This is a genomic window from Streptomyces sp. NPDC047028 (assembly GCF_040644095.1).
Taxonomy (GTDB): Bacteria; Actinomycetota; Actinomycetes; order Streptomycetales; family Streptomycetaceae; genus Streptomyces.
This window is the reverse complement of the sequence record NZ_JBEYVS010000044.1, coordinates 31870-57967: the sequence shown is the minus strand read 5'-3', so window position 1 is coordinate 57967 and position 26098 is coordinate 31870. Positions and strand designations below refer to the sequence as shown.

The 26098-nt window shown below is 72.2% G+C and carries 26 protein-coding genes; 13 read left to right on the top strand and 13 right to left on the bottom strand.

Going from position 1 to position 26098, the window contains the following annotated elements; genetic code table 11:
* From ABZ854_RS30505 to ABZ854_RS30495, 3 genes are all read left to right on the top strand, one after another.
* The coding region (locus ABZ854_RS30505) for an acyl-CoA carboxylase subunit beta (protein WP_361217159.1) at positions 1-1081 on the top strand (1081 nt) is incomplete at its 5' end.
* Entirely contained in the window at positions 1078-1311 is a 234-nt protein-coding gene (locus tag ABZ854_RS30500; RefSeq protein WP_361217157.1) for an acyl-CoA carboxylase epsilon subunit, read from the top strand. The genes ABZ854_RS30505 and ABZ854_RS30500, both read left to right, overlap by 4 nt.
* Positions 1312-1353: 42 nt before the next feature.
* Complete coding sequence (locus ABZ854_RS30495; RefSeq protein ID WP_361217166.1) at positions 1354-2028, top strand: SUMF1/EgtB/PvdO family nonheme iron enzyme; 675 nt, start codon at positions 1354-1356, stop codon at positions 2026-2028.
* Between the two features lie 317 nt (positions 2029-2345).
* On the opposite strand, the gene ABZ854_RS30490 is transcribed toward ABZ854_RS30495, so the two are convergent.
* From ABZ854_RS30490 to ABZ854_RS30470, 5 genes are all read right to left on the bottom strand, one after another.
* Positions 2346-3326, bottom strand: coding sequence for a LuxR C-terminal-related transcriptional regulator (locus ABZ854_RS30490; protein WP_361217154.1), 981 nt, complete (start codon positions 3324-3326; stop codon positions 2346-2348).
* Between the two features lie 157 nt (positions 3327-3483).
* On the bottom strand, positions 3484-4122 hold the full coding sequence (locus tag ABZ854_RS30485) for a TetR family transcriptional regulator (RefSeq protein ID WP_361217152.1): 639 nt from the start codon (positions 4120-4122) through the stop codon (positions 3484-3486).
* A gap of 173 nt (positions 4123-4295) precedes the next feature.
* Positions 4296-5024, bottom strand: coding sequence for an HAD-IB family hydrolase (locus tag ABZ854_RS30480; RefSeq protein WP_361217149.1), 729 nt, complete (start codon positions 5022-5024; stop codon positions 4296-4298).
* Complete coding sequence (locus ABZ854_RS30475; protein ID WP_361217146.1) at positions 5021-6205, bottom strand: acyl-CoA dehydrogenase family protein; 1185 nt, start codon at positions 6203-6205, stop codon at positions 5021-5023. The genes ABZ854_RS30480 and ABZ854_RS30475 overlap by 4 nt, the downstream gene beginning before the upstream one ends.
* A gap of 128 nt (positions 6206-6333) precedes the next feature.
* Positions 6334-7437 (bottom strand): ScbA/BarX family gamma-butyrolactone biosynthesis protein, encoded by a 1104-nt coding sequence (locus tag ABZ854_RS30470; RefSeq protein WP_361217143.1) that lies wholly within the window; start codon positions 7435-7437, stop codon positions 6334-6336.
* Positions 7438-7644: 207 nt separating this feature from the next.
* Between ABZ854_RS30470 and ABZ854_RS30465 the strand changes: the two genes are divergently transcribed.
* From ABZ854_RS30465 to ABZ854_RS30455, 3 genes are all read left to right on the top strand, one after another.
* The gene (locus ABZ854_RS30465; RefSeq protein ID WP_361217140.1) at positions 7645-8295 is read left to right on the top strand and encodes a ScbR family autoregulator-binding transcription factor; all 651 of its coding nucleotides are present in this window, start codon (positions 7645-7647) and stop codon (positions 8293-8295) included.
* A gap of 69 nt (positions 8296-8364) precedes the next feature.
* Complete coding sequence (locus ABZ854_RS30460) at positions 8365-8733, top strand: holo-ACP synthase (RefSeq protein ID WP_361217137.1); 369 nt, start codon at positions 8365-8367, stop codon at positions 8731-8733.
* A gap of 210 nt (positions 8734-8943) precedes the next feature.
* On the top strand, positions 8944-9213 hold the full coding sequence (locus ABZ854_RS30455) for a hypothetical protein (RefSeq protein ID WP_361217134.1): 270 nt from the start codon (positions 8944-8946) through the stop codon (positions 9211-9213).
* A gap of 37 nt (positions 9214-9250) precedes the next feature.
* On the opposite strand, the gene ABZ854_RS30450 is transcribed toward ABZ854_RS30455, so the two are convergent.
* Entirely contained in the window at positions 9251-9727 is a 477-nt protein-coding gene (locus ABZ854_RS30450; RefSeq protein ID WP_361217131.1) for a GNAT family N-acetyltransferase, read from the bottom strand.
* Between the two features lie 709 nt (positions 9728-10436).
* Between ABZ854_RS30450 and ABZ854_RS30445 the strand changes: the two genes are divergently transcribed.
* Positions 10437-11519 (top strand): methyltransferase domain-containing protein, encoded by a 1083-nt coding sequence (locus ABZ854_RS30445; protein ID WP_361217128.1) that lies wholly within the window; start codon positions 10437-10439, stop codon positions 11517-11519.
* A gap of 146 nt (positions 11520-11665) precedes the next feature.
* On the opposite strand, the gene ABZ854_RS30440 is transcribed toward ABZ854_RS30445, so the two are convergent.
* Together ABZ854_RS30440 and ABZ854_RS30435 are read right to left on the bottom strand one after the other, a co-directional pair.
* Entirely contained in the window at positions 11666-12472 is an 807-nt protein-coding gene (locus ABZ854_RS30440) for a class I SAM-dependent methyltransferase (protein ID WP_361217125.1), read from the bottom strand.
* Positions 12473-12726: 254 nt separating this feature from the next.
* Positions 12727-13578: a methyltransferase domain-containing protein gene (locus ABZ854_RS30435; protein WP_361217122.1), complete on the bottom strand. Its 852-nt coding sequence runs from the start codon at positions 13576-13578 to the stop codon at positions 12727-12729.
* Positions 13579-13640: 62 nt separating this feature from the next.
* Here ABZ854_RS30435 and ABZ854_RS30430 point away from each other — a divergent pair, with 62 nt between their 5' ends.
* Entirely contained in the window at positions 13641-14273 is a 633-nt protein-coding gene (locus ABZ854_RS30430; RefSeq protein ID WP_361217119.1) for a PadR family transcriptional regulator, read from the top strand.
* Positions 14274-14298: 25 nt separating this feature from the next.
* On the opposite strand, the gene ABZ854_RS30425 is transcribed toward ABZ854_RS30430, so the two are convergent.
* The 3 genes from ABZ854_RS30425 to ABZ854_RS30415 are packed head-to-tail and all read right to left on the bottom strand — an operon-like array spanning position 14299 to position 16973.
* Positions 14299-16143 carry a hypothetical protein gene (locus ABZ854_RS30425; RefSeq protein ID WP_361217116.1) on the bottom strand — a complete coding sequence of 615 codons (1845 nt, stop codon included), beginning with the start codon at positions 16141-16143 and terminating at the stop codon, positions 14299-14301.
* A gap of 30 nt (positions 16144-16173) precedes the next feature.
* The gene (locus tag ABZ854_RS30420) at positions 16174-16596 is read right to left on the bottom strand and encodes a hypothetical protein (RefSeq protein WP_361217113.1); all 423 of its coding nucleotides are present in this window, start codon (positions 16594-16596) and stop codon (positions 16174-16176) included.
* Positions 16593-16973 (bottom strand): hypothetical protein, encoded by a 381-nt coding sequence (locus tag ABZ854_RS30415; RefSeq protein WP_361217110.1) that lies wholly within the window; start codon positions 16971-16973, stop codon positions 16593-16595. Before ABZ854_RS30415 ends, ABZ854_RS30420 begins: the two co-directional genes overlap by 4 nt.
* A gap of 251 nt (positions 16974-17224) precedes the next feature.
* On the opposite strand from ABZ854_RS30415, the gene ABZ854_RS30410 reads away from it, so the two are divergent.
* Positions 17225-18031 (top strand): exodeoxyribonuclease III, encoded by an 807-nt coding sequence (locus ABZ854_RS30410; RefSeq protein WP_361217107.1) that lies wholly within the window; start codon positions 17225-17227, stop codon positions 18029-18031.
* 11 nt (positions 18032-18042) lie between these two features.
* Here ABZ854_RS30410 and ABZ854_RS30405 read toward each other — a convergent pair whose 3' ends face one another.
* Positions 18043-18663: a MerR family transcriptional regulator gene (locus ABZ854_RS30405; protein WP_361217163.1), complete on the bottom strand. Its 621-nt coding sequence runs from the start codon at positions 18661-18663 to the stop codon at positions 18043-18045.
* A 175-nt stretch (positions 18664-18838) separates the two neighbouring features.
* On the opposite strand from ABZ854_RS30405, the gene ABZ854_RS30400 reads away from it, so the two are divergent.
* The 4 genes from ABZ854_RS30400 (at position 18839) to ABZ854_RS30385 (ending at position 22548) form a co-directional block, all read left to right on the top strand.
* Positions 18839-20380 (top strand): NAD(P)/FAD-dependent oxidoreductase, encoded by a 1542-nt coding sequence (locus ABZ854_RS30400; protein WP_361217104.1) that lies wholly within the window; start codon positions 18839-18841, stop codon positions 20378-20380.
* On the top strand, positions 20377-21327 hold the full coding sequence (locus ABZ854_RS30395; protein WP_361217101.1) for an alpha/beta hydrolase: 951 nt from the start codon (positions 20377-20379) through the stop codon (positions 21325-21327). Before ABZ854_RS30400 ends, ABZ854_RS30395 begins: the two co-directional genes overlap by 4 nt.
* Positions 21324-22208: an SDR family oxidoreductase gene (locus ABZ854_RS30390; RefSeq protein WP_361217098.1), complete on the top strand. Its 885-nt coding sequence runs from the start codon at positions 21324-21326 to the stop codon at positions 22206-22208. The genes ABZ854_RS30395 and ABZ854_RS30390 overlap by 4 nt, the downstream gene beginning before the upstream one ends.
* A gap of 94 nt (positions 22209-22302) precedes the next feature.
* Positions 22303-22548 (top strand): hypothetical protein, encoded by a 246-nt coding sequence (locus ABZ854_RS30385; RefSeq protein ID WP_361217095.1) that lies wholly within the window; start codon positions 22303-22305, stop codon positions 22546-22548.
* Between the two features lie 222 nt (positions 22549-22770).
* Here ABZ854_RS30385 and ABZ854_RS30380 read toward each other — a convergent pair whose 3' ends face one another.
* A complete protein-coding gene (locus ABZ854_RS30380; RefSeq protein ID WP_361217092.1) occupies positions 22771-26058 on the bottom strand; it encodes a S41 family peptidase in 3288 nt (1095 codons plus the stop codon).
* Positions 26059-26098: the final 40 nt, after the last annotated feature.

Genomic DNA, 26098 nt, shown 5'->3' with positions numbered 1-26098 from the left:
GGTGATCCCCCAGATTTCCGTCATGCTGGGCCCCTGCGCGGGCGGCGCCGCATATTCCCCGGCCCTCACCGACTTCGTGTTCATGGTGCGCGGCATCGCCCAGATGTTCATCACCGGCCCCGACGTCGTGCAGGCGGTCACCGGCGAGCGCATCACCCAGGACGCCCTCGGGGGTGCCGACGCCCACGCCACCGTCTCGGGTGTCGCCGGCTTCGCGTACGACACGGAGGAGGAGTGCCTCGACGACGTACGACACCTGCTGTCCCTGCTCCCGGCCAACAACCGCGAACTGCCCCCGGCCGTCGTCCCGGACGACCTCCCCGACCGTCCCACGGACCGGCTCGCCGACCTGGTCCCGGCCGACCCCAGCCGGGCGTACGACATCCGGCCGGTGATCGAGGAGATCGTCGACGACGGCGACTACTTCGAGGTGCACGAGCGGTGGGCCACCAACGTGGTCTGCGCCCTGGCCCGCCTCGACGGCCACGTCGTCGGCATCGTCGCCAACCAGCCCCTCGCCCAGGCCGGCGTACTCGACATCCACGCCAGCGAGAAGGCCGCCCGCTTCGTCGCCACGTGCGACTCCTTCAACATCCCCCTCGTCACCCTGGTCGACGTACCCGGCTTCCTGCCCGGCGTGGACCAGGAGCACGGCGGCATCATCCGCCACGGTGCGAAACTCCTGTACGCCTACTGCAACGCCACCGTGCCCCGCGTCCAGGTCATCCTCCGCAAGGCCTACGGCGGCGCCTACATCGTGATGGACTCCCGCTCCATCGGCTGCGACGTCTCCTTCGCCTGGCCCACGAACGAGATCGCGGTGATGGGCGCGGAGGGCGCGGCCAATGTCGTCTTCCGCCGGGAGATCGCCGCGGCGCCCGACCCGGACGCCGAACGCGCCCGCCTGGTCGAGGCGTACAAGAGCGAGCTGATGCACCCGTACTACGCGGCCGAGCGCGGCCTCGTCGACGACGTCATCGACCCCGCCGAGACCCGTGCGCGCCTCGTCGACGCCCTCGCGGTGCTGCGCGCCAAGCACGCCCCGCTGCCGGGCCGCAAGCACGGGAACCAGCCCCAGTGAGCGCGGTCCCGGCCGGCCGTCCCCTCCTGGACGCCGAAGCCGTCCTCAGGATCGTCCGTGGCCGCACCGACGCCCACGAACTCGCCGCGCTGACCGTGCTGTTGCTGTCCCGGCCACCCCAGCCGGACCCGGCCTCACCGCCCCGGACCCCTGCTCCCTGGACCCGCGCACCCGAAACGGCGCCGGTGTGGCGCCGGAACCCCCGCCCCACCTGGCACAGCCCGTCGTGACCCGGCCCCGGCCCCGCCCGATGGGATCATGTGCTCATGGGTATGGACACGGGGCCGGGGAACGAGACGATCGCCGTACCGCCGGGCCGGGTGACCCTGTCGGACCGGCGGACGGACCGCAGGTGGTCCGTCGAGGTCGCGCCGTTCCACCTCGGGCGCTTCCAGGTCACCCAGGCACTGTACGAACAGCTCACCGGCGAGCGGCCGGGAAGCGCCCACGGGGACGGGCTGCCCGTCGAGGGCGTCTCCTGGTGGGACGCCGTCCGGTTCTGCAACACCCTGTCGGAGCGGGCCGGGTTCACACCCGCCTACCGTTTCCCGGCCGGGAACGAGATCGTCGAGTGGGACCGGTCGGCCGACGGCTACCGCCTGCCGACCGAGGCCGAGTGGGAGCACGCCTGCCGCTCCGGCACGACCGGCCCCCGCTACGGCCCGCTCGACGAGATCGCCTGGCACCGCGCCAACTCGCAGGACAGGCTCCACGAGGTGGGCGGCAAGCAGCCGAACCGTTGGGGCCTGTACGACATGCTCGGCAACGTCTGGGAGTGGTGCTGGGACCTGTACGACCCCGACGTCTACGGCACCTACCGTGTCCTGCGCGGCGGCGGCTGGTTCGACGAACACTGGAGCTGCCGAGCCTCGGTGCGCCGCCGCAGCCACCCCACGTTCCAAGTCGACGACGTGGGCTTCCGCGTCGCCCGGTCGGCAGGGCGCTGACCGCCCGCCGCCGGGAGACCTACACAGGGCTCGGCGCGTCGCGGTTGTCCTCGACGCGGATGACACGCAGTTCGGTGCCGTCCCGGTCGCGCTTGCCGCGCCCGTACACCCCGACGGCTATCTCCGACCGATCACCGGCTCGTCGGGTGCCACGTACGTGAGGAGGTCCCGATGGTGCCCGGTGACGACCCAACCCTCGGCCGCGCCGGGCTTCGCAAGGCACTGACAGCGTTCCCGCTCCCCCGCCCCCGGGAGCCGCCCTTCGGTAGTGGTCCGGAAGAGTCCCGAAGGGCGGGTCCCGGAGGGGACCCCACAGTTCACAACCACCCCCGCTCCTTGGCGATGACCGCTGCCTGGAAGCGGTTGGAGGCGCCGAGGCGGGTCATGAGGTCGGCGACGTAGCGGCGGAAGGTGCGCAGGGAGACGCCCATGCGGCGGGCGCCGACCTCGTCCTTCTCCACCTCGCACAGCATGCGCAGCACCTCGCGTTCGGCCTCGCTCAGCGTCTCCTGCGCGGCGCCGGCCCCGCTCACGCAGCGGGCGCCCGCCCAGACCTGCTCGAAGAGGTTCACCATGCCCTGGACGACCCCGGCCTGCCGTACGACGAGGGCGCCGCGGGCACTGTCGGCGGGGTCGACGGGGAGGACGGCGAGGCCGCCGTCGTAGATGATGAGGCGTTCCACGGACTGGTCGGTGTAGCGGACCTGCGCGCCCTGGGCGACGATCTCGCGCAGGTAGGCCAGGGTCAGCGGGTCCTCCACGGCCTCCCGGCTGACGATCGTGCGCAGGGTCAGCCCACGCCGCAGGCAGCGCAGGTCCAGCGGGCGGCACGCGGCGATCATCTCCGGCTCGAACGCGCCGCCCGGCTGCAGCCCCAGCACCTCGTTGTGGGCGAAGAAGGCCAGGTCGTCCAGGCGTTCGCGGATCTCCCGCAGGCCGGTCAGCCGCTCGATGTCCAGCGGGGTGTCCCGGGCGCTGCCCTGCCGGAAGCTCTCGGCGAGGGCGCTGATGCTTCCCCGGGCGGAGGAGACACGGCGCAGTTCGTCGTTCAGCTCGGCGAAACGCTGCTCGACGAGCCGCTCGATGCCGATGACCGGATCGACCGCCTTGAGCGAGCCGTCCTCGTCGGCGCGCAGCAGCCCGAACTCCGTCAGCCGGCCCAGGACGGCCTGTGCCTCGCCCGGCTCGGTGCCGAGCGCCTCGGCCGTGGACTCGGCGGTGCTGCGCGGATGCTTGAGGCAGCACTCGTAGGCACGTACGTCCTCGGTGCTCAGTCCGAGGCAGGACAGATCCAACATGGCTTCGTTCTCCCCCTGGGGCCGGCCCGTGGGGCGGACCGGACCAGAAATATACGTTCTGGAAGGAATGTTTCGACGCCGCGTCGCGATGCGATGCGCCGTGCTCCGGTGGCGCGTTCGGTGGGGGGTGCGGTGGGCGTGCGGGATGCGGGCGGAGTCAGGTGCGGGCGGAATCAGATGCGGTGCACGTGGCGACGGCTCGCCGCTCGGTGTGCAGGACCTCGCGCAGGGTGTTCCAGATCTTCTCCAACCACTCCACCGGGCTGATGCCGGCCGCCGAGAGGGTGGCGGACTGCACGGCGGAGACGAGTGCGAGCAGCAGCTCCACGACATCCGAGGCGGGGCAGCAGGGGTTGATCTCTCCCTCGCGTCGGGCCAGTTCGACCAGGTCGGTCATATGGCCCTGGATGTCCAGCAGCAGGTTCTCCTGTCGGTCGCCCGCCAGCAGCCGCTCCTCCACGAGCCGGAACGCCGCCCGCAGCCGGATGCCCTCGTGCAGTTCCCGGGCCAGGGTGCGCACGACCGTGCCGAGCCGGGTCATCGGTGAGTCCCCGGAGGCCTCGGCCTTCGCCGCCGCCGACTGCCAGAACTCCCGCCCCGACTCGACCAGCGCGTCGGCGAGGTCGTCCTTCGACGCGAAGTGCCCGTACAGCGCGCCCTTCGTCATGCCGATGCGGTCGGCGACCGCGTTCAGCGTCGTGTGGGCGTAACCGTGCGCCGCGAACTCCAGCGCGGCGGCGTCCAGCACGTGCTGCCGGGTGCGACGGGCGCGCTCCTGCTTCACGACTTTGGCCATGGCCCACCTTCTGTCATCGTCCAGGCTGTGCCTACAAAGATACCATCCCGAAGGAATGTTTTCAGCTGTGCGACTGGTTCGAAGAGCACGGGTTCCGGCCAGTTCCGCGGGCCCGTCTCCTCCCTCCCGTCGGCGTGGGGCGGGGAGGGGAGGGGGAGGCGGGCCGGTGTCCGTCAGTGGTGCGGACCGCCGGCGCGCGGCAACGGGCCCGGAGCGTACGGCAGTACGTCCCACCCCTCGTCCCGCGCCCGCCGGGCCAGCTCCGGGTCACGCGCGACGACCGCCGGGTGCCCGACCGAGCGCAGCATGGGCAGGTCGCTCGTGTGGTCGCCGTAGGCGTGACAGCCGGTCGGGTCCATGCCCCACGCCGCGAGCACGCGCCGCACGGCGAGCGCCTTGGCCTGACCGATCAGCGGGGCGTCCACCTCACCGGTGAGGACGCCGCCGACGACCGTCTGCCGGGCACACAGCACCAGGTCGGCCCCGAAGTCCCGGGCCGGACCGGCCAGCAGGGCCCGCGCCGAACCCGAGACCAGGACCACGGCGTCGCCGCGCCCCTGATGCCGGCGCAGGGCCGACATGGTGGCGGGCACGGCCGCCCGCGCACCGCTCCGCGCGCCGGCGTACCACTCGTCGGACACCTCCTCGAACCGGGCGAGCGGAACCCCGGCGAACAGCCGGTAGTACGCCCGGTTCGCCTCGGCACGGGGTAACCCGTCCCGCATCCGGTGCAGCAACGCCCGGAACTGATCGGCGCGTTGGCTTCCCTCTGGTGTCCGCTCCCACAATGCCCAGAAGCCGACCAGCGACTTCACGCCGAGCAAAGTCTCGTCCACGTCGAAGAAGGCGGCCCGCCGGGCACCGGCGGGTGCCGGCGCAAGCGCGGTCGCCGCGCCCTTCACGCGCGCTCCCCGGCCGGTCCGGAATGAGGGTGCGGGGTGGTCATCCCGGTCGGGGCGGTCGTCCCGGTCCGCGCGAGCCCCGGCGTCTCGGCGAGCACCGCTCGCGTGTACGTCGCCGACGCCGCCTCGAAGTCGAGGGTCGCGTGGCTCGCCGCCGCCGTCACATCGCGCCAGCGCCGCTGGAGCGGGTGGTCCTCGGACTGGACCGCCGTACCGGACGCCGCCAGCAGACGGTCCACCGCGGAACGGCACAGGCGGATCGCGGTCGCGCCGTCCCGGATGTTCTCGGCCACCGCGAGCGGCGCCGGATGCCCCCGGTCGGCCCGCCAGGCGGCCTTCTCCAGCAGCAGGTCGGCCATGTGGACGTCCGCTCCCACGCACGTCAACACATCCTGTAAGGAAGCGAGTTCATGCCGAGGGCGGCCGTCGGGCAGTGGCCGGCCCGCGAGGTCGGCGGTGAAGTCGCGCAGCGCGCCGCGGGCCGCGCCGAGCGCCGGGGCGACGAACTGGAGCGCGGCCACCATCGCGGCCGGCACCCGGTGGCAGCGCTCCAGGCCGGTCGGCCGGCCCAGGTCGGCCAGGGTGAAGGTGCGGTGCGCCGGGACGAACAGCCCCTCCACGCCCACGCTGTTGCTGCCGGTGCCGCGCAGCCCGAGCGTGCGCCACGTGTCGTACACCGTGCACCGCTCGCGCGGCACCGCGAACACCCGGTGCTCCCGGTTGCCCTCGGCGCCGGTCGAGCAGGCGAGCAGGACCCAGTCGGCGTGGTCGACGCCGCTCGCGTACCGCCAGCGGCCGGTCAGCCGCCAGCCGCCCGGCACGTCGACCGCCTCGCCGGACGGCGGGAAGATCGCGGCCGCGACCAGCACGTCGGGACTCGCGCCCCACAGGTCCGCCTGCCCCTCCTCGGGCAGGTAGGAGGCGAGCCGGCCGTGTGCGGCGTACAGCGCCGCGCACCAGGCCGTCGCCGCGCACTCCTCGCCGACGGCGGCCGTGGCGGCCAGCGCCGTGGCGAACGTGCCCGCGCTCCCGCCCCGGCGCCGGGGCACGAAGTGCCGGGCGAAGCCGGACCGCCGTATGGACTCGGCGAGTTCGGGCGTCAGCCGGCGGCTCTCCTCGAGCTCGGGCGCGCTCGTGCGGGCCAGTTCACGCAGGGCGGCGAGACCGCCCGGCAGGTCCATCGGGGTCCGGGGCGTCGCTGGACCGGCGCCCCACGGGGCACGCGGCTGCGGCACCCGCGCCTGCAACCGGACCGGCTGCACCTGGGGCCGGCGATGTTCCGCCGGGCGTCTCTCCTCCATCCAGGTCGTCACGCCGCACCGCCCGCGGACGTGAGGGTACGGGGCCGGTGCCCGGCGACGGGCAGGGCCCGGCCGGTCAGGCGGCCGGTCGCCAGCGAGCGGCCCTCCTGCGTGGCGGCCACCTCGAACGCGCGCTCCCCGTCGGCGGTCTCGGCCCCGTCGGCCCGCGTGGCGTCCACCGTGGCCGGCGCGTCGAGTTCGGCGAAGCTGTGGAAGGCGAGCCGGCCGGAGGTCAGCGCCCACAGCCGGGGCGCCGGGTCCGGCGCCCCCTGCCGGCTGCTGGCCAGCGCGGTCGCCTGGCGGAACGCCTCGACGAGGGCCATGCCCGGGACGTGGTCCAGCGCGTGGTCGAAGAAGACCAGGTGCGAGTCGTCCAGCTGCAACTGCCAGCGGTCGCCGTCTCCCGGCGGCGCGGCCAGCAGGACGTTCGCCTCGTGCCTGCGCCCGACGGCCGCCGGGAGCACCGGCACCGCCGACGGGACCAGGGCGCTCCGGTCGGCACCGGTCCCAGACATCACCGGCGCTCCACCGCGCCGCCTGCGCAGCGTGTCGTAGCGACGGCGGTCCACGGCCTGCCAGGTCAGCGTGGCCGTACCGCGCCGGACGCCGCCGATGGAGACGACCGCCTCCAGCGAGGCCGCCAGCCGGCGCGCGTCCTGCGCCTGGACGTCGACGCTGACGTCCAGTGTCACGGCGAGCGGAGCGGCGCTGGGCCGCGGCGGCTGCGGGTCGTCGATGACGAAGCCCGTGTCGATCAGGATGAACTGGTTGCCGTGTGGGACACCGTAGAAGCGGTGGGAGAGGTAGATGCTGATCTGGCGTACCGTCTCGATCCACAGCAGCGGGTCACCGCAGCCGTCCGCGCCCGGCTGGAAGAACACGTGGTCGCGGGGCCACTGCGCCGCGACGGCGAACCGGTCCCGGTCGCGGGCGAGCACGTCGGTGAGGAACACCTCGGCGACGGCCTGCTTGTGGACCAGGTTCCTGGGTACACAGCTGTCGAAGGACAACTCCCGATCAGCGCCGTGCAGTTCGTTCTCGCCGAGTGCGTCGGCCGCGGCGGGCGCGGCCGGTATGCCGGCGAGTTGTATCGGCTGGTGCGTTGCGTGCATGTTTACGTCCCCCCAGAACGTCAGCGGCATGCAGAAGCCTTTGCCGGAGCGGGCGTTGGAGCGCCGCGCTCACTGGCGGATCGAAAATATACCGCCGGGAAGGTATATTGCAATGACAGTTCGGTCGGAGGTCTCGTCCCACCCGGCCACACCGGCGTCCGGCCCGTATCCCGCGGCCGGGCGGCACGTACGAGAGAGGCAGCCGCCATGGCAGCGTCGTCGACGCCCGCATCCTGGGCGAAGCCCGCGGAGTCCGCGGTGGCCCGCGGTCCCGAACCCCGTCAGGACCGGGCCATCCGGACCCGCAACCTCGTCCTGTTCAAGGCCGCCGAGCTGTTCGCCGAGCACGGCTTCAAGGACACCTCGATGAAGGACGTGGCCGAGCGGGCCGGGATGACCAAGGGCGCCGTCTACCACCACTACCCGTCCAAGGAGTCCCTCGCGGTGGCGGTCGTCGAGGCCCACTACGGCCGCTGGCCCACCCTGCTGGAGGGCGCCCAGCGCCGGGGGCTCGGGCCCATGGACACGCTGGTGGCCATGTTCGACGGGTGCGCGGAGGCGTTCCACGGGGACACCATCGTGCAGGGCGGGGCGCGGCTGCAGATCGAGCGGTCCCTGATCGACGTGCCGCTGCCGACGCCGTACGTCGGCTGGACCGAGCTGGCGACCGACCTGTTCGGCAAGGCCGCGCAGGCCGGCGAACTGCGCGAGGGCGTCGACCCGGCTTCGGCGGCCCGCACTCTCGTCGCCGCCTTCTTCGGCCTCCAGCACATCTCCGACACCCTCACCCGCCGTCGGGACCTGCTCGAACGCTGGGCGGAGATGCGGGAGTTGCTGCTGTACGCCGTGCGTGCTTGAGCCGTCGGCACCGGCGCAGTCACCGGTAGCCGCTCACGATGACCCGTACCCGAGAGGATGTCCCGGACCATGATCGTCGGAGTCGGCATCGACGTGGCCGACACAGCACGCTTCGAGGAGTCGCTGGGCCGTACGCCGGGCCTGCTGACCCGCGTCTTCACGCCCGCCGAACGGCTCACCCCGCAAGGCGATCCGCGCGGCCCCGCCTCGCTCGCCGCGCGCTTCGCCGCCAAGGAAGCGGTGTCCAAGGCCCTCGGGGCACCCCCCGGCCTGCTCTGGACGGACGCGGAGGTGCTCACCGACGACACCGGCCGGCCCCGGCTCGCCGTGCGCGGCACCGTCGCCGCCCGTGCCGCGGAACTCGGCGTCACCGGCTGGCACCTCTCGCTCAGCCACGACGCGGGGATCGCCTCGGCGGTGGTGATAGCGGAGGGGTGAGCTCCACGAGCCGCTGACGCGGTGCTGACGCCGGACCGGCCGACGCCGGACTGACCCGTCGCTGACACCATGCTGACGCGGGCGTGCAGCAAGGTGGCGGCGGAGCGAACGGTTCCGGCCATGCGGTGGTGAGAGATTCATGGCGTCGGGGAGAACGCCCCGGCCGCCGGGGCAACCCGGACCCACCCCCGTCGAACCGGAGTCATCGCCATGTCCGTTCGTGCCAAGCAGAACGTCGCCGCCGCGCTCATCGGTCTCGTCGCCGCCACCGCCGTGGCCACCACCGCACACTTCCAGCCGTCCCTCGCGTCCCACTTGAGCGGCGCCTCCGTCACCGCGACCCCGGACAGCAACGGCTGGCAGCTCACCCCCGACAGCAACGGCTGGCAGACCCTCGCCGACGGCAACGGCTGGCAGACGGCGACGGGCGACAGCAACGGCTGGCAGGCCACTCCGGCCGGCAGCAACGGCTGGCAGTGAGCCCCCGTACACCTCCCGGCAGGAGTCCCTACAGCCCCTACAACCCCTTCGCGAAGCAGCGGCTGTCCTCGTGGAAGCGGTAGTAGCCGAACTTCCCGCAGGGCTCGTAGCCGCAGGACCGGTACAGGGCGATGGCCTCCGGCTGTTTGGTGCCGGTCTCCAGGACCATGCGGGCCCGTCCCGCCGCGCGGGCGTCCTCCTCCAGTGCGGCCAGCATCCGCCGGGCGAGTCCCCGGCCGCGCATAGCGGCGACGACGTACATGCGCTTCAGCTCGGCGTCGCCGTCCGCGTTGCCCTCGTCGTTCGCGTCCTGCCGGCGCCAGCCGCCCGTGGCGACGGGCCGGTCGGCCTCGTCGTAGGCGATCAGATACGTCCCGTTCGGCGCCTGGAAGTCCGACGGGTCCAGCTCGGTGGCGTCGCCGCCGTCGCCGTACCGCTCGTGGTACTCGGCCTGTACCTCGTCGTTGAGTTTGACGGCGTCGGGGTGGTCGAAGGGGACACGGCGAAAGTTCACGCCGGACATCGTACGTATTTGCGGTCAGCGCTTCCCGCTCGGTCCACACAACGAGACAATTCGGGCGCCGCTCCCCGGCCGGCATCGTGCTCGGGTGCTGACTGTGACCCGAACGGTGCGCAGGGTCAGTGCATGCGAGGGCCTTGTCTGTCTGGCCGCCGCGCTGCGCGAACAGGGCCAACGATCCGTTGACGGTGGCGAACCCCTCGGCCATCGCGCCGCGCCGCGCGGCTCGGCGAGGGCGCCCGCGATCGCGGCGGTGTTGGTGGGCTCGGTCACGCGCCACCGCCCCCGTAGGCGCCGATGCCCTGGCGGCCATAGCCATCACGCGGACCACGCACGCGGCGGCCGTCTCGGCGGCCGTCACCAGCCGTGGTGCGGAAGTGGCGAGGCTGTCGCTACAGGTGTTCCGCGTCCGTGACCTGCACGAGCGCCTCGGCCTGCCCCACCGACGAGCCCTCGATCGACGTCACCCGTTCCCGCCTGGGGCGACTCGTCCGCCAGGGATTCCATAACCCGGACGCGACCGCTACCGGAAACGGACTCAACGCCATCTGGAACCCCTGTCAAGGCCGCACGGCCCCGCGGCGTTGGCTGCTCGAGACGTCCTCACGCCGTAAGAATCAGGTCCGCATTCCGGGCGTAACGTAAAAAATGCACACCGGCCTTCGTGGATGCGTCGCATCCGCCCCGGACGGAAGGAGCGATGATGTCCACCCTTGATGCGCACCAGGTGCCCTTGGATCCCGCCAGGCAGGAGGCGTTCGCGGGGGAGGTCGCCGATGTCCTGAACAAGGCCGCTCTCGCCCTGCTCGCCAGCGTCGGCCACCAGTGCGGCCTGTTCGACGCCTTGGCCGCCCTTCCGCCGTCGACCAGCGCCGACATAGCCAAGGCGGCAGACCTCGACGAGCGGTATGTGCGCGAGTGGCTGGGCGGCATGGTCGTCGGCGGTTTCGTGGAGTACGAGCCGGAGCAACAGACGTACGTTCTGCCGCCGGAGCACGCCGCGTGTCTGACCACCGCGGCGGGCCCGGACAACCTGGCCGGGATGATGCCCTACGTCGCGCTCATGGGCGAGGTCGAACAGCAGGTCGTGCGCTGTTTCCGCGACGGCGGCGGCGTGCCGTACGCCGCCTATCCACGGTTCCAGGCCCTGCAGGCCGAGGAGACCGCCCGGGTCTACGACCTGGCGCTGGTGGACACGATCGTGCCGCTGGTGCAGGGGCTCGAGGAGCGGTTGCGCGCCGGGATCGACGTTCTCGACGTGGGCACCGGCCAGGGGCACGCGCCTCTCGTGCTGGCCCGGGCCTTCCCCGCCAGCCGCTTCCACGGCCTGGACCAGTCGGACGCCGGCATCGGGACCGCGCGCGCCGAGGCGGCCCGCGCCGGGCTGGCCAACCTCCACTACACGCTTGCCGACTCGACAGATATTACCGGCGAGTACGACCTCATCACGGCCTTCGACGTGATCCACGACCTGGCGCGGCCGGCCGAGACGCTGGCGGCGATCGCGAGGGGCCTGCGCGAGGGAGGCACGTTCCTGATGGGGGACATCGCCGCGTCCAGCAAGCTGGAGGCGAACGTCGGACATCCGTTCGCGCCCGCGCTCTACGGCTTCTCCGTCTTCTACTGCATGACGACCTCGCTCAGCACGGGCGGAGCCGGCCTGGGCACCGCGTGGGGGGAGGAGACGGCGGTGCGGATGCTGAAGGAGGCGTCCTTCGAGAACATCGACATCAAGTCCGTGGAGGGCGACCCGATCAACGTCTACTACGTCGCGGCCAAGCGCTGAGGACCGGTGCGCCGCGCCGGGGCAGTCGATTCATCGTGCTTGCCCTCGCGGTCGTCTTCGCCACGGCGCTCCAGCGCAGGCTGTGCGGTGGTCGGGTCGGCCGAGGGAGTGACAGACAGGGCCAGGTGCCCGATGAGCACCGGTCGTCATGCCGCGGCGCGGAAGACGTACGCAGTCATCGGGGCGGTGACCGGCCCGGGGCCCAGACGGGCCGTCATCTCCTCGATGACGGTGGCCCGGACGGCTGGTCCGTCGCCGCGCTCCTCGACGGCCGCGCGCACCGGTGTCCCGGCGAGGTACCCGTTGGCAAGATCGGCGGTCGAGGCGGCCCGGCCCTGAAGCGTCAGCTCCTGCTCCTCCTCGACGTCGAACCCGGCGGCCTCCAGATCGGCGGCAACGACAGCGGGATCGGCGTAGCCATGCGGAACCGTCGGGAAGAACCGCGGCGGGTCGATCGGAAAGGCCAGCTCCAGCCCCGCCTGCAGCGCGACCTCGAAGGCGTGCGTCCCGAGCGGGCCCCAGGTGTTGAACAAGAACCGCCCTCCCGAGGCCAGCACCCGCCTCACCTCGGTGAAGGTCGCGATCCGGTCGGGGAAGAACATCACGCCGAACTGGCAGACCACCAGGTCGAAGTCTCCGTCCGAGAAGGGCAGCCGCTGCGCGTCGGCCTGCCGCCACTCCGCGCCTGGGGCCTGGGCCGACCCGAAGGCGACCATGGCCTCGTTCAGGTCGGTGGCCGTCACGTCGGCCGACGGTGCTGCGGCGAGCAGGTGCGATGTCAACACGCCTGTACCCGCAGCCAGTTCGAGGATGCGCCGAGGGTGGAGAGCCGCCGCCCTCGCGGTCAGGTCCTCGGCGAAGGGCCGGAAGACCACGGGCACGAGGTACTGCTCATAGGCCGCCGGCATCGACTCGGACCACCGCTGGTCGGCATTGATTCCCGTCACCCTCATGACGGTAGTGCCGCACCCGGAGACCTTTGCCCCGCCGCGCCGCCCTGCACCCTGGAGCCGGCCCTGCCTGACAAGTCGGACGCAGGATCTGCGTCTCGTTGTCCGCGTTGACGATCAGCAGTGCGCGCAGGCGTCCTTGCTCGGTGCCGGACAGGGGACCGGCGAGCACGACCAGGCGGGACCCGCTTCGCGGGTGACGGCGAAGTAGCCCATGGCGGGCCACCTCCTTGGAGATCGGTGTCCCAGTGGCGCACTCAGCAACGGGCAGTGGTGACCAGCCAGGTGGCCGACGGGTAGAGCACGCCCTCGGGCGTGCGGTGGGCCTCGAGGCTCGCACGCAGATCGGCCAGGGCACGAGCCCGGGCGTCTTCGTCGAGTTCGGTGAGCAGCCAGCCGAGCAGGCCGGTGACGAACCGCTGGGCGGTTTCGGGGTCCGCGCCGAAGTGCATCGGTGCGGTGAGCGCTTCGATGTGCGGAGCTCGGAAGCCCGCGTCGGTGAGCAGCGCGCTGACGCGGTCGGGGTCGGCCAGCGCGAACGGGCCGGGCGCGTCCGGTGGCGGAGTGGGCAGGTCCCGGCCCGCCGCCAGCGCGGTGGTGAAGGCCGTGAACCACTCGTTGCGCTGTGGGACCTGCCAGACGAGCTGGACGAACCGGCCGCCGGGGCGCAGCCCTCGGGCGACGTTGCGGAACGCCGCGGCGGGGTCGGCGAAGAACATCGTGCCGGTCCGGCTGATCGCCGCATCGAACTCATCCTCGGGCAACGGGTGCACCTGCGCGTCGGCCTGCTCGAACACCGCGTTGGACAGCTGTTCCGCCGCGGCCCGTTGCCGCGCGACGCTGAGCATCTCGGCCGACAGGTCGAGGCCGACCGCGTGCCCGGCACCGGCCCGGCGGGCCGCGTCCCGGGTGGTCTCACCCGTCCCGCAGCCGATGTCCAGGACCCGCTCGGCGGGGCCGATGCCGGCGGCGTCCAGGAAGCGGGTCCGGTAGGCGCGAAGGGCACGGTCAAACTGGTCGGCCTCCTGTGCCCAGTACTCACCCTCGCTGCCGTCCCAGGCGCGGGCCTGGTCGGCGTTGGACGGGGCGACTCGAAGCGTCCTGGTCATCTCGACCACCTGCCTTATACTCCCTTTGGGACTAATGTCCGGATTACGCCTCGGAGGTGGCGATGTCAAGCGACCCGGCACTCACCACTACGTCCTACGCGATCCTCGGCCTGCTCTCGCTACGGCCATGGAGCACCTACGAACTCGCTCAGCAGATGGACCGCAGCCTGGGAAGGATCTGGCCCCGGGCCAAGAGCAAGATCTACGAAGAGCCCAAGAAGCTCGTCCGCCACGGGCTGGCACGCGCCGAGCGCCAGATGGTGGGCCGGCGCCCCAGAACGGTCTACGCCATCACCCCGGACGGCCGTGACAGGCTGGCGGACTGGCTGCGCGAGCCGGGCGACGGCCCGGTGCTGGAGTGCGAACAGTTGCTGCAGGTGTTCTTCGCCGAATCTGCGTCGTCGCTAGACACCTTGGCCACCCTGCGCGCCGCACGGGACTGGGCTGTCGAACGCAACCGGGGTAACCTCGCCGCGGCCCGCGACTACCAGGCGGGAGAGGGACCTTTTCCCGAGCGCGCCGCCCAACTTCTGCTCGTCGGACGGTTCCTGACTGACTACTACCGAATCGTCGCCGACTGGTCCAACTGGGCTGCGGACCTCGTCGAACACTGGCCCGACGACCTTCGCGAGGCGGTCGTCGGCGCCGAGCAGTTCGCCGAAACCGTCCGCCGAGCCGAGTGGAGCCACGGCTGAGCACGACCACGCGGCCACGGGCTGGTCAAGGCGTCCCACGACCCGTTTCGTCGCCGGGGCCGGCGTCCGCCTGAGGGCCGCTCCCGGGCTCGGGTCGTGGACGGTCGAGCAGCCAGGTCACCGGCCGGGCGGGATCCGGGTCGTAACGGCAGGACGTGCCCGTGTGGAGGGTGTCGCGCAGCAGCCGGGCGAGGGCGTCGTCGTGCTGCTGGATGCGGTCCAGGGCGGAGGCGATCGTCTTGCGCACCGCGACACGGGCCCGCTCGTGGCTCGAACCGAAGTGACGATGGCGTCCGCCCAGGCCGGTGGCCGCGCGCACCTCGGCGAGCAACGCCTCGCGCTCCATGCGCAGCCGGGCAAGGTCGGCCTGGCCGGTCCAGGGCCCGGCGTCGTCGAGCTCGGCGTCGATCTCGCGCAACCGCTCGCGGTAGGCAGCCAGGGCCTGCCGATCGATGACCTCTCCGGTGTCCGTGTCGTCGACGACGACCGGCGCGTGGCCGGGGGCCGAGGAGGACAGCTTGAGCGCGCTCATCTCGACGCCCGGGTTGCGCAGCAGTTCACGCAGATAGTGCAGCCCCTTGAGGTCGGGCAGCACGAAGGTGGCGCCGCTCCTCCCGACCACCCAGTCGAGGTCGCCCTCCTGGCGCAGCCGAGCGGTGAGCTCCCGGGGCGGTGGGGTCCGAGCCGTCGGGGCGTTGAGACGCTCGCGCCACCAGCCGGCGCCGATCCGCTGGTAGCAAGAGGTCGCGCTGTGGTGCCAGCGTGTGGCGCCTGCGCGGCCGAGAGCCTGTTCGCAAAGGTGGAGGTAGTCGTCGACGACGCCGTGGAAGATCACCGCGCCGGTGTTGAGCACCGCTCGGCCGGCGAAGGGCTCCAGCAGGCGGGCGCCTTCTTCGAGGAGGTCCTCGCAGTGGAGCCCGGCTGCGACCTCGACGAGTGAGGACACGGTGAGCAGGAAGTCGACGTCGCGCGGGACGGCGTCGAGCCCGCTGCCGGCGAGTTGGTCGAGCAGCTCCCGTGCGCGGTCCGGTTCGTCGGCGGCGAGCCAGAGCGCTGCGGCCTCGGCTGACACCGATGGCACCCCCTCCGCGGCGCCGAATTCGGCGAACGCGGCGGCCTCGCTCCGCAGTATGTCGAGGTCCCCGGTCCGGCGGGCGCGGGCGGCGGCCAGGCTGTGCAGGACCGCATCCAGGTCCGGCTCGGTGGCCTGCTCACCCAGCTCGGCGGACTGCGCGATGAGCCGGTCGGCCGCATCGAGGTCGTCGACGACCAGGGCGTGCATGGCCCGGCGGGATGCGGCGAAGAAGGCGTTTCGCGCGGAGCCGGACTCCTCGGCGAGGAGGTCCAGTGCGCGGAGCTGCCGCTGAATCGAGACGACGTCGAGGCACTCCCACGCGGTGGTCAGCCGCCACAGGTGGGCGGTCAGCTGACGTGCAGGATCTGTGAGATGGGCGGCTGCGTCGGCCAGGCGGGCCGACAGGAGCAGCCGCTCGGCGAAGTCGTCGGGACCCCAGTGGGCCACCAGCGCGGCGTCGAGGGCGTCGGCGGAGACCTCAGGATCACCGAGCTCGTCCGCCAGGTCGAGCGCCTCGCGGGCGAAGCCCACCGCACGCCGGGAGTCGCCTCCGTAGACCCAGGCCCGGGCCAGCGCGGCGGCGAGGCGGCAGCGGCTCACCGGTGTGGCGGCCGCCGCGTAGGCCTCGTGGATCAGGGCGGGAACCTGGCCCGGATGCGTGCCGAAGCGCTGGCTGGACGGCAGGTCGAGTGCCGCCGCCGCCATGAGTTCGGCGTCGCCGCTGTCACGGGCCTGGGCGTAGGCCTTCAGCAGCGCCGCCCGGGCGGCGGCAGCCTGTTCGGCCGCGGACTCCATGATCAGACCCTACTGCGGTCGGGTGCGTTCTCAGGGTTTGAGCAGCCGCACCGTTCGGCTGTGTTCGGCCACCCGGGCTCGGTCCCAGTCGCCGGTGCAGTACACCGACAGCTGGGAGATCGACCCGTCGGACACGTCGGCACGGAACAGCTCCCGGCAGTACCAGGACTCGTGATCCTGTTCCCATTGCTCCTCGACCTCCAGGATGAACCCTGTCGTCGTGGCATCGAGCCGGGAGCGGGGCACTCGGCTGGGCCCGGGGTGGCCGGCCGTGCGCAGCGCCAGGGCGTTCTGAGTGCCCTGCGCCTGCAGTCGCCACCGCGGCAGGGTGAAGTCGACGAACACGTCCGGCGTGAACAGTTCCTGCGGCGCGGTGCCGGTCTCCAGGAACGTGATGAACTTGTCGGCCAGCACACGGGCCGTGTTCTCGGCACTGACCTGCGTGGTGCTCATCGGGTACCTCCCGCGCTGCTCATGTTGGCGGCCACGACCGCCGTCGTCTCCCGCAGCTTCTCGGTCGGGCTGAAGTCGACGGTCTCGGTCCCCGCGGCCACCACCGGCACGTGACCGGGAGACGCGAAGTAGATGTCGCCGGCCCGGTAGACCTCGGTCCGGTCGCGGAAACGCAGCTCCAGTCGGCCCGAGAGGACCATGCCCCAGTGGGGGCACTGGCAGCGGTCGTCGGGCAGCCCGAGGAAGGCCGGCGTGCCGTCGGCGTCCTCGGGGAAAGTCTCGAAGGAGACCGTGTAGTCGTCGAGTTCCATGTATCGGCCCTGCATGACCGGCCCGTCGACGAGGAGCGGCGCCTCGTCCTTGCGTGTACGCGGCATGATGACCTCCGGTGTTCGATTGATGCCGTCACCCCATAAGGCGTGACATCGAGGCGTCACACCGTGACGTCACGTCGAGCGGCGCCCGGCAACTTGCGAAGAAGGTGTAGGCGGGCTCTGCTCAGATCGAAGCAGCGCTCGTGCGGCGGATCGTCGCGGGCAAGCGAAAGGGTTCCCTCTTCGTAGACGTTCCCCCGGTCTGGGAACCTGACCCGTGGGCCGTCGTGACAGAGGGCAATGAGGAGTGTGCTTTGATCACTGTGACCAGTGTGAACGTGAACGGACTGCGGGCCGCCGCGAAGAAGGGCTTCGTGGAGTGGCTGGCGACGACGCAGGCCGATGTGGTGTGCCTGCAGGAGGTCCGCGCGGAGCCGCACCAGCTGCCCGAGGGCGTACGGCAGCCCGACGGCTGGCACGTCGTGCACGCGCCCGCCGCCGCCAAGGGCCGGGCCGGTGTCTCCCTCTACACCCGCCGTGAGCCCGACGCAGTCCGGGTGGGCTTCGGCTCGCCCGAGTTCGACGGCAGCGGCCGCTACGTCGAGGCCGACCTGCCCGGCCTCACCGTCGCCTCCCTCTACCTGCCCTCCGGCGAGGTGGGCACCGAGCGGCAGGACGAGAAGATCCGCTTCATGGACGCCTTCCTCGTCCACCTCAAGGAGCTGCGCGCCCGCGCCGCCGCCGAGGGGCGCGAGGTCGTGGTCTGCGGCGACTGGAACATCGCCCACCAGCAGGCCGACCTCAAGAACTGGCGCGGCAACACCAAGAACTCCGGGTTCCTGCCCGAGGAGCGCGCCTGGCTGAGCCGCGTCCTCGACCCGGCGGACGGCGGCTACGTCGACATCGTCCGCGCCCTGCACCCGGACACGGAGGGGCCGTACACGTGGTGGTCCTACCGGGGGCGCGCTTTCGACAACGACGCAGGTTGGCGGATCGACCTCGCCGTGGCGACCCCGGGGCTCGCGGAGCGCGCGGTCAAGGCGGTCGTCGAGCGGGCCGTCACGCACGCCGAGCGCTGGTCGGACCACGCGCCGGTGACGGTGGTCTACGACCGGCCCTGAGGCCCCGGGATTCAGTCCCGTTTGCTCAGGCGCCGGTCCAGGGCCAGGGAGATCTCCGCCTCGACGACGCTGCGGGCCAGGGGGCGCAGGCGGTGGAGGTCCTCCTCGGGGGAGTGGCGGAGGATGAGGTCGGCGAAGAGGGCGGCCATCGCGTCGGCGTGTTCGCGGACGCGGGCGCCGGCGGCGAGGACCTCGGCGAGCGGGATGCCCTCGCGGACCAGCGCGGAGGAGACGTCCAGCAGGCGGCGGCTGATGTGGACGATCTCGTCGCCGTCGGTGCCCAGGTACCCCAGCTCCATCGCGGCGGCCAGGTTCTCCGGGGTGACCTCGCCCTCGAAGCGGGCGGCGAGTTCCTCGGGGGTGAGGCGGACCGGCTCCTCCTCGGTGGGGGTGCCGACGCCGAGCAGGTCCGCGACGTCACGGCCCTGGTCGAGGGCCTCCGCCAGCTCGGCGATGCCGTTCAGGGTGTGGCCGCGCTCCAGCAGGGCGGCGATGGTGCGCAGGCGGGCCAGGTGATGCTCGTCGTACCAGGCGAGGCGGCCCTCGCGGCGGGGCGGCGGGATCAGTTTGCGCTCGCGGTAGAAGCGCAGGGTGCGCACGGTGATGCCGGCCAGGCGGGCCAGTTCCTCCATGCGGTACTCGCGCCGGGCCTCGGGACGTCCTGCCTGTTCTGCCACGCCCGAAGCCTATGTTGTACCGCCGGTAACTTCTGTGCCGCACCCCCTACCGCTCGGTACGCCGCTGCTCTACAGTCCCATTGCGCCAGTGTTCACTGGCGGAGTCCTAGCGAGGCGTGGAGGCTTCGGCATGGCCCAGCACGAGCATGTACGGGTGGCGGTGATCGGGTCCGGATTCGGCGGGCTGGGAGCCGCCGTGCGGCTGCGCCGCGAGGGGATCACCGACTTCGTCGTCCTGGAGCGGGCCGACAGCGTCGGCGGCACCTGGCGTGACAACAGCTACCCCGGGTGCGCCTGCGACGTACCCTCCCACCTGTACTCCTTCTCCTTCGCGCCCAACCCCGACTGGCCCCGCACGTTCTCCGGGCAGCGGCACATCCGCGCCTACCTGGAGCACGTCGCCGACGTCTTCGGGCTGCGCCCGCACATCCGCTTCGACTCCGAGGTCAAGCTGATGCGCTGGGACGCCGAGCAGCTGCGCTGGGAGATCGAGACGGCGAGCGGCTCCCTCACCGCCGATGTCGTCGTCTCCGCGACCGGACCGCTGTCCGACCCGAAGATCCCCGAGATCCCGGGCCTGGACTCCTTCCCCGGGAAGGTGTTCCACTCCGCCCGCTGGGACCACGACTACGACCTCGCCGGCAAGCGCGTCGCCATGGTCGGCACCGGCGCCTCCGCCATCCAGATCGTGCCCGCCATCCAGCCCGAGGTCGGCCGCCTCACCCTCTTCCAGCGCACCCCGCCCTGGGTGATGCCCCGCGCGGACCGCGCCATCAGCGGCGGCGAGCGGTGGCTGCACCGCACGGTGCCCTTCACCACCCAGGCCCGGCGCGGACTGCTCTGGGGCATCCGCGAACTCCAGGTGCAGGCGTTCACCAAGCGCCCCGACGAACTCGGTCTCATCGAGAAGCTCGCCCTGCGCAACATGGGCCGCGCGATCAAGGACCCGGCCCTGCGCGCCAAGCTGACCCCGGACTACCGCATAGGCTGCAAGCGGATCCTGCTCTCCAGCACCTACTACCCGGCGCTGGCCCGGCCCAACGTGGACGTCGTCGCGAGCGGGCTCAGCGAGATCCGGGGCTCGACCGTCGTCGCCGCCGACGGCTCCGAGGCCGAGGTCGACGCGATCATCTTCGGCACCGGCTTCCACGTCACGGACATGCCGATCGCCGAGCGCGTGGTCGGCGCCCACGGCAGCACCCTCGCCGAGTCCTGGAAGGGCGGCATGCAGGCGCTGCGCGGCGCCTCGGCCGCCGGGTTCCCGAACTGGATGACGATCATCGGGCCCAACACCGGCCTCGGGAACTCCTCCATGATCCTGATGATCGAGTCCCAGCTGAACTACATGGCCGACTATCTACGGCAACTGGACGTCCTCGGCGGGCGTACGGCCCTCGATGCCCGGCCGGCGGCCGTCGAGGACTGGAACCACCGGGTGCAGGAGCGGATGAAGCGGACCGTGTGGAACACCGGCGGCTGCACCAGCTGGTACCTCGACGCCAGCGGCCGCAACACCACCATCTGGCCCGGTACGACCACGGAGTTCCGGCGCGCGACCCGGCGGGTGGATCTCGCGGAGTACGAGGTGATCCGCCGGCCCGCCGAGCAGCCGAAGCCGAAGACGAGGGCGAGCGCGAAGAAGGCCGAGTCGAAGAGCGAGGCCGCCGCATGAGCCGGAGCAGCAGCGGCCGTAGCGCATCCGTCACCAGCGGTCCCTACGCCCCGCCCACCCCCGCCCGGGTCCTGACCGTCGAGTCCGCCGACGGTGCCCGGTTGCACGTCGAGGTACACGGCCCCGACGACGCGCCCCCGGTCGTCCTCTCCCACGGCTGGACCTGTTCCACCGCGTTCTGGGCCGCGCAGATACGGGAGCTGGCGGCCGACCACCGGGTCGTCGCCTACGACCAGCGGGGCCACGGACGCAGCCCCGTGAGCCACGCCTGCACCACCGAGGCCCTGGCCGACGACCTGGAGGCGGTGCTCGCCGCGACCCTCACCCCCGGCGAGAAGGCCCTGGTCGTCGGGCACTCCATGGGCGGCATGACCGTCATGGCCGCCGCCGAACGCCCCCTGTTCCGGTCCCACGCCGCCGCCGTACTGCTGTGCAGCACCGGCAGTTCGCGGCTGGTCGCGGAGTCCCGGGTCGTACCGTTGCCGGCCGGGCGGGTGCGCACCTGGATCACCGAGCGCGTCCTCGGCTCGCGCGCCCCGCTCGGCCCGGTCACGCCCGTCGCGCTGCGCGTCCTGAAGTACGGGACCATGGGCCCGGGTTCGGCCCCGCACATGGTGGAGGCCTGCGCGCGGATCGTGCACGCCTGCCCGCGCGCCGCGCGCCACGCCTGGTCCAAGGTGCTCTCCGCGCTCGATCTCGACCACGGCGTAAGGGAGTTGCGCGTGCCGACCGCGATCGTGCACGGCGCGGTCGACCGGCTCACGCCCCCGGTGCACGCCCGCGCCCTGGCCGCCGCGCTGCCCCAGTGCGTCGGCCTGACCGAGCTGACCGGCGTCGGCCACATGACCCCGGTCGAGGCTCCCGAGAAGGTGACCGGCCGGATCCGGGAACTCGTCACCACATACGTCACGGGGGGCACCCCCGCGCAGATCAAGGAGGGCGCATGAGCACGGTCAGCCTCGAAGGGCAGGTCGCCGTCGTCACCGGAGCGGCCCGCGGGGTCGGCGAACTGCTGGCACGCAAGCTCTCCGCGCGCGGTGCGAAGGTGGCGCTGGTCGGACTGGAGGAGGAGCAGCTCAAGGAGGTCTCCGGGCGGCTGCACAGCGACAGCGCGTACTGGTACGCCGACGTCACCGACCACGAGGCGATGAGCCGGGTCGCGGGCGAGGTCAAGGAGCGGTTCGGGAAGGTCGACATCGTCGTCGCCAACGCCGGTGTGGCGACCGGCGGTCCGTTCATCGACTCCGACCCGCAGGCCTGGCGGCGGGTCATCGAGGTCAACCTGATCGGCTCGGCGGTGACCGCGCGCGCGTTCCTGCCGGTGCTGGTCGAGAGCCGGGGCTACCTGCTCCAGATCGCCTCGCTCGCCGCGATCACGCCGGCGCCGATGATGACGGCGTACTGCGCGTCCAAGTCGGGCGTGGAGGCGTATGCGCACAGCCTGCGCGCCGAGGTCGGATACCAGGGCGTGCGGGTGGGCGTCGGCTACCTGTCGTGGACCGACACCGACATGGTGCGCGGGGCCGACCAGGACGACGTCATGAAGGAACTCCGGCAGCGGCTGCCGTGGCCGTCCAACAAGACGTACCCGCTGGGGCCGGCCGTCGACCGGATCGCCGCCGGGATCGAGCGCCGCTCGGCGCACGTCTACGGGCAGTGGTGGCTGCGCGGGATGCAGGGCGTGCGCGGGTACCTGCCGGGGCTCATCGGAACGGTCGGGCAGCGTGAGATGCGGCGGTTCGGGTCCCGTTTGCAGGGGATGCGTTCCGGGCTCGTCGGCGCAGGTGGGGCGGCGGATGAGGCGGCGCGGGCTACGGACCGTGACTGATCGAAATGCGTAGCGTGGTGGGCCGTGTGAATCTGGTCGAGGCCCCACTCAGGGGCCGATTCCCCACCCTCACCCACTACGGGAGTGAACCCACATGGGTATGAAGGACAAGTCCAACGAGTGGCAGAACCAGGCCGAGGACGAGATGGGCGAGGCCCGTGAGCGTCTTGGCCAGCGGGGCCAGCAGCAGCGTGGTCAGCAGGAGCGTGGCCGGCAGGGTCAGGAGCAGGGCCGTTCCGGTCAGCAGCCGTCCGAGCGGGGTCGCGAGGGTATGCGTGACATGGACGACACGGCGGAGCAGGAGATGGGGGAGCGGTTCGACCGCGACTTCGAGGTGTAGTTCGCTTGGCTCTGCCGAGTGAGCTTGGCGTGGGGCGCCCTTCGTTTTCGGAGGGTGCCCTGCGTTTTTGTCGGGGGGTGCGGTGCGCTGTGTGTGCGGGTGCGTTGTGGCTTGTCGCGCAGTTCCCCGCGCCCCTAGGGGAGTTGCCGTGCCGCGTGTTGGAAGCGTCCCGGACGCCTGCGGGGGGGGAGGGGAGGAGGAGGGGGACAGTCTTGCTGCTTCCTATGTGCGCCGCGGGAGTTCCGGGCGGGAGCGGTCTGGGACGTTGGTGTAGTCGGGGGGTGTGGCGGCGGGGGTGGTCTGGAGGAGTTTCAGGGCCAGTTGGACCGCGTCGTCGAGTTGGGCGTAGCGGCCCTCGGCCCAGTCGAGGGGGGTGCGGAGGGCTTCGAGGTCGGGGGTGACGCCGTGGTTCTCGACGGACCAGCCGTAGGCGTCGAACCAGGCCGCGTTCATGGGGACCGTGATGACGGTGCCGTCGCCGAGGCGGTGGCGGCCGGTCATGCCGACGACGCCGCCCCAGGTGCGCTGGCCGACCACCGGGCCGAGTTTGAGCAGCTTGAACGCGGCGGTGATCATGTCGCCGTCGGAGGAGGTCGCCTCGTCGGCGAGGGCCACCACCGGGCCCCGGGGGGCGTTGGAGGTGTACGACACCGGTTCCGCGTCCCGGGTGAGGTCCCAGCCGAGGATGGTCCGGGTCAGTTTCTCGATGACGAGTTCGCTGATGTGCCCGCCGGCGTTGCCGCGCACGTCGACGATCAGGGCGGGCCGGGACACTTCGAGGCGCAGGTCGCGGTTGAACTGGGCCCAACCCGAGCCGCCCATGTCGGGGATGTGCAGGTAGCCGCACTTGCCGTCGCTCAACTCCCGTACCACACCCCGGCGTTTGGCCACCCAGTCCTGGTAGCGCAACGGCCGTTCGTCGATCAGGGGGACGACCGCGACCCGCCGGGCCCGGCCGGTCCCGCCGGCCGGGGCGAACGTCAGGTCCGTGGTCGTACCGCCGGAGCCGGCCAGGAGCGGGTACGGGCCGGTGGCCGGGTCGACGGGGCGGCCGTCGACGTGGGTGAGGACGGCACCCTCGCGGATGCCGGTGCCGGCCAGCGGTGAGCGGGCCTTGGAGTCGGAGGAGTCGCCGGGCAGGATGCGCTTGACCGCCCAACGGCCGTCGCGACAGGCCAGGTTGGCGCCGAGCAGGCCCTGCCAGCGCTGGTAGTGGGGCGGGCCCTCGTTGCGGCGGGCGGCGGTGACGTAGGCGTGTGAGGTGCCCAGTTCGCCGAGGACCTCGCGCAGCAGGTCGGCGAACTCGTCCGGGGAGGCGACCCGTTCGACCAGCGGGCGGTATTGGTCGAGGATCGCGTCCCAGTCGATGCCGCACATCCCGGGGTCCCAGAAGTAGGCCCGGATGAGCCTGCCGGCCTCGTCGTAGGACTGGCGCCACTCGGCTGCCGGGTCCACCCGGTGGATGATCCGGCGCAGGTCGATCCAGACCGTGGAGTCGCTGTCGCCGAGCTCGGTGGACGGCACCGCGCGCAGTTCGCCCTCGTCGACGACGACGAGCCGGCTGGCGTCGCCGCTCACCGCGAACCAGTCGAGGTGGTCCACGAGTTCGGATTTCTTCGCCTTGGCGATGTTGAAGTACTCCAGCGTGGGGCGTCCGCTGATGTCGGCGGGGTTGGCGAAGGTCTCGCCGAGCGCCCCCGAGATCGGCCAGCGCAGCCAGACCAGGCCGCCGCCGGCGACCGGGCAGAGCCGCGAGTACTTGGAGGCGACGACGGGGAACGGGGTGACCCTGTTCTCCAGGCCCTCCACCTCCACGGTCACCGTGCCCGCCTCGCCGGTGTCCTCGTCCTGGAGCGGGTCGAGCCCCCCGGCGGCCGGGCGGCCCTCGGGGTTGAGGGCGAACGGGGACGGGGTCGCCGAGGACAGCGGGACCAGGTAGGGGCGGCAGCCGAGCGGGAAGGACAGGTCACCGGTGTGGACGTCGTACACCGGGTCGAAGCCGCGCCAGGACAGGAACGCGAGGTAACGGCCGTCGCGGGTGAAGACGGGGTTCTCGTCCTCGAAGCGGCCGTTGGTGACGTCGACGATGTGCCGGTCCTTGATGCGGGCCAGCTTGATCTGGCGCAGCGAGCGGCCGATGAACGGGTGCGACCAGGTGAGCCAGGAGCCGTCGGGGGAGAAGGCGAGGTCGCGGACGGGGCCGTTGGCGGACCGGATGAGTTCGGTGACCGGCCCGTCCGCCGCCTCCGCCGCCGTATCGGGGGCCTCCGGCTCCTCCTCGGCCGTGGCGCCCGTGTCGATCAGCAGCAGGCGGCCGTCGTGGGAGGCGACGGCGAGGCGTTCGCCGAGGGGGTCGCTGATCATCTCCAGGACCCGGCCCAGCTGTCCGGAGGCCAGTCTGCGGGGGGCGCGGGCGCCGGTGGCGCGGGGGAGGTGGGCGATCTCGATGGCGTCGTCGCCCTCGGCGTCGGTGACGTAGGCGACCTGCCCGGTGGTGCCCAGCATCTCCGGGAGGCGGACCCGGACGCCGGGGGTGTCGAAGAGGGTGCGGGCGGGGCCGTCGCGGTGGGTGAGCCAGTACAGGCCGTTGCGTACGACGACGGCGCTGGCCCGGCCGGTCTCGTCGACGGAGATGCCGTCCACGTGCTGCGCGGCCGGCACCTGGTAGGTGCGTCGGCCCGCGCGCTGCCCGCCGAGCCGGATGTCGAGCTTGTGCGGCCGGGCGCCGGCGGCCAGGTCGTCGACCAGCCACAGGTCGCCGGCGCACTGGTAGACCACCCGGGTGCCGTCGCTCGCGGCGTGCCGGGCGTAGAAGGCGTCGTGGTCGGTGTGGCGGCGCAGACCGGTGCCGTCGTAGGCGCAGGAGTAGAGGTTGCCGACGCCCTCGTGGTCGGAGAGGAAGGCGATCCGGCCGCCGACGAACATCGGCGAGTGCAGGTGCCCGCCGAGGTCGGGCAGCAGCCGCCGGCCGTGCAGCCACAGCCGGCCCATGGCGCCGCCCCGGTACCGCTTCCAGGCGGCCGGTTCGTGCGGTGGTGTGCCGGTGAGCAGCAGGGTCTGGTGGCTGCCGTCGAGGTCGGCGACCTGGAGGTCGCAGACCGGGCCCCAGGGCAGTTTGCGGCCGGGGTCGCCGTCGGTGCCGACCTTGTAGGCCCAGGTGAAGTAGGAGAACGGCTCGCCGTGCGAGGCGACGGCCAGGATCTCGCTGTGCCCGTCCTCGTCGGGCGGGGTCCAGCCGCAGACCTGGGTGTCGGTGCTTCCCCAGTACGTCAGCTGCCGCGCGGGCCCGCCGTCGACGTCGACGAGGTGGATCTCGGGAACGAGGCTGCGCCAGGTCGTGTACGCGATCCGGCGGCCGTCGGGCGAGAAGCGGGGGTGGCCCGCCTTGGTGCGGTCGACGGTGAGCCGCCAGGCGCGGCCGGGGGCGTCGAGGGGGGCCAGCCAGAGGTCGTCCTCGGCCACGAAGCACAGCAGGTCGCCGTTGAGGTGGGGCAGGCGCAGATAGCTCACCTCCCCATGCTTTTCCGGGTGGCGGGGGCCAGCAACTTAT